A 3,328-nucleotide genomic window follows, 5' to 3' on the forward strand; every position below is an offset into this window, starting at 1 on the left:
GAAGGCAAGGTCGCACCCCGTGCGGGTGCGTGGATTGAAACCGCTCTATCGTCAACCGTGCAGAATCCTGGGGGTCGCACCCCGTGCGGGTGCGTGGATTGAAACAATGCTCAATACGGAGCATATGCTGACATGCCGTCGCACCCCGTGCGGGTGCGTGGATTGAAACAATTAAACGCTCAATCCCGGTGCTTTTTCTCTGGTCGCACCCCGTGCGGGTGCGTGGATTGAAACTTTTGCCTGCTCTGCCGTATAACTACTCTCTACGTCGCACCCCGTGCGGGTGCGTGGATTGAAACATCGCTGGTATAGTTTAGCCCCATAACGCTGTCGGTCGCACCCCGTGCGGGTGCGTGGATTGAAACTAGCCCAACATGCCTCCACCGCTTGGGTGTTTGTCGCACCCCGTGCGGGTGCGTGGATTGAAACCAGACCATTTCATTTTCCTGCCCCTCCTTCTTAGGTCGCACCCCGTGCGGGTGCGTGGATTGAAACCCTGCCGGGACAGTGGATTATAATACGGGTGAGTCGCACCCCGTGCGGGTGCGTGGATTGAAACAATCGGCTGTATGATTCTACATGCCCATATCCGTCGCACCCCGTGCGGGTGCGTGGATTGAAACCCGTATTTCGGCGATTGTCGGAAAAAACTTCGCCGTCGCACCCCGTGCGGGTGCGTGGATTGAAACCCGCTGGCATCATAATGCCTGACTACACGGCTGTCGCACCCCGTGCGGGTGCGTGGATTGAAACCAGCATCGCCATGTTGCCTTGATACCCCTCTCCTGTCGCACCCCGTGCGGGTGCGTGGATTGAAACTACGTTGATGCTATGGACGTGGACGAGACCAACCGTCGCACCCCGTGCGGGTGCGTGGATTGAAACAATAACATAAGAAACACTATCACAAACATAACCAGTCGCACCCCGTGCGGGTGCGTGGATTGAAACCTCGAGCCTGGATAACATTGTATCTGTGAACCACGTCGCACCCCGTGCGGGTGCGTGGATTGAAACATGGCATTGAGTTATGCTTTAGGTGCTACCTTGTCGCACCCCGTGCGGGTGCGTGGATTGAAACTGCAAGCTGGATTACCCGTGTATCGTCAACCACGTCGCACCCCGTGCGGGTGCGTGGATTGAAACAAAGAAGGGATATTGATTGAGGAAGGGACAACGTCGCACCCCGTGCGGGTGCGTGGATTGAAACTACCTCTTGAGCAGAACACCGGCTGGATGGACGTCGCACCCCGTGCGGGTGCGTGGATTGAAACTGCTTTACAGTTTACATTTAATACCATGCCTGGGTCGCACCCCGTGCGGGTGCGTGGATTGAAACTAATATCTCCTCAGGTGATACCCTTACGCCAGCCGTCGCACCCCGTGCGGGTGCGTGGATTGAAACACGTGAAATAATCAAGCCGGAGGTGAATCAGCGGTCGCACCCCGTGCGGGTGCGTGGATTGAAACAACCCGCAGCTCCTTGTCCTGCTCACTTACAACCGTCGCACCCCGTGCGGGTGCGTGGATTGAAACCCTGATGCCAGCAAGAACCCTAAAGGCTCAGCTGGTCGCACCCCGTGCGGGTGCGTGGATTGAAACTACCCTGGAGGCCAAGGGCGAGACTGAGGCAGTCGTCGCACCCCGTGCGGGTGCGTGGATTGAAACATGAAACAGACAACACTGACAAGGGAGCCAATGCACGTCGCACCCCGTGCGGGTGCGTGGATTGAAACCCCCGAGCCTGACAAATCAAAGTTCGAGGGGATGTCGCACCCCGTGCGGGTGCGTGGATTGAAACTCTGATTGCTTTTGTTTTTTCTGCTTCAATCTCGTCGCACCCCGTGCGGGTGCGTGGATTGAAACCCCAACTGCAGTGTCAACCTCGTCAGTCGGAACTTGTCGCACCCCGTGCGGGTGCGTGGATTGAAACGCCAAATCAGTGCCCGTTTTTCATCGTCAAGGAGTCGCACCCCGTGCGGGTGCGTGGATTGAAACCAATATTTCTCTAACAGTAGCTTTCCGCAGTGTTGTCGCACCCCGTGCGGGTGCGTGGATTGAAACACCCACTCCTCATCTGTAGCCTTGAGTGGTCGCTGTCGCACCCCGTGCGGGTGCGTGGATTGAAACTCATAGACCCCGTCCAACGGTAAGACAGTAGTGGTCGCACCCCGTGCGGGTGCGTGGATTGAAACAGGCTATGCTTGATCACATACCCCACAGCCAGAGTCGCACCCCGTGCGGGTGCGTGGATTGAAACTACCTTGCCGCCAAACAGACCAGCCACGAATAGCGTCGCACCCCGTGCGGGTGCGTGGATTGAAACTTTTGTACACTAGGGGCGATGACGGCGATAGCGGTCGCACCCCGTGCGGGTGCGTGGATTGAAACCGGCGTATAAGCACGCCCACAAGAATGATGCGGGTCGCACCCCGTGCGGGTGCGTGGATTGAAACCGGTTGAAAAGTCTTTTAAACAACTAGCTAATTGTCGCACCCCGTGCGGGTGCGTGGATTGAAACTTCAGCAGGGTTGGAAATGAAGCCGCTTTCTGTGTCGCACCCCGTGCGGGTGCGTGGATTGAAACTTTAAGCATCTCAAAGCTATGATCTAACACCATAGTCGCACCCCGTGCGGGTGCGTGGATTGAAACCCGCTCTGGCTGGGGCGGAGTAATAGACGCAATCGTCGCACCCCGTGCGGGTGCGTGGATTGAAACACGTTAAATATAGCTACCCGCCAGGTGAGTGGCGGTCGCACCCCGTGCGGGTGCGTGGATTGAAACACGTGAAATAATCAAGCCGGAGGTGAATCAGCGGTCGCACCCCGTGCGGGTGCGTGGATTGAAACTTTGAAAGCCCTTAGCATAACCTTCCCACAGCCGTCGCACCCCGTGCGGGTGCGTGGATTGAAACTCTACAGACCGCCTTATATTTACTTTGTCTGCGTCGCACCCCGTGCGGGTGCGTGGATTGAAACTTTACGAAAAAGAGACTGGTGAGAAAGCAATAATGTCGCACCCCGTGCGGGTGCGTGGATTGAAACTCACCAAAAACCTCATCATACCTGCGTACATCAAGTCGTCCAGGCTGACATGTCCTGCCTGCAGGGCCTGGGCGACACCTTCCTTGCGGATATTGACCTCTTCTGCAATCTGATCCAGTGTTGGGGGTTCTCCATTCTTTTGGGATAACTCCTCTATGGTCCGGTAGATGTGAGACTGCAGATCCGCCACCCATCCCGGACGGTCAAAGGAAACCTCACGCCGCAGGTGGCGCTTCCTCTCCCATGATGTCAATGGGAAGCAAGGTGACAAAGCGGACACCTCT

1 pseudogene and 1 CRISPR repeat array are annotated in these 3,328 nt (G+C 56.8%); the pseudogene reads right to left on the bottom strand.

Going from position 1 to position 3,328, the window contains the following annotated elements:
- Positions 1–9: 9 nt before the first annotated feature.
- Positions 10–3,044: a CRISPR direct-repeat array (repeat unit 32 nt; unit sequence GTCGCACCCCGTGCGGGTGCGTGGATTGAAAC).
- Between the two features lie 64 nt (positions 3,045–3,108).
- A pseudogene (locus SSCH_RS21825) lies at positions 3,109–3,324 on the bottom strand (hypothetical protein); the annotation flags it as partial.
- Positions 3,325–3,328 lie beyond the last annotated feature (4 nt).

The organism is Syntrophaceticus schinkii (genome assembly GCF_000946815.1).
GTDB classification, from domain to species: domain Bacteria; phylum Bacillota; class DSM-12270; order Thermacetogeniales; family Thermacetogeniaceae; genus Syntrophaceticus; species Syntrophaceticus schinkii.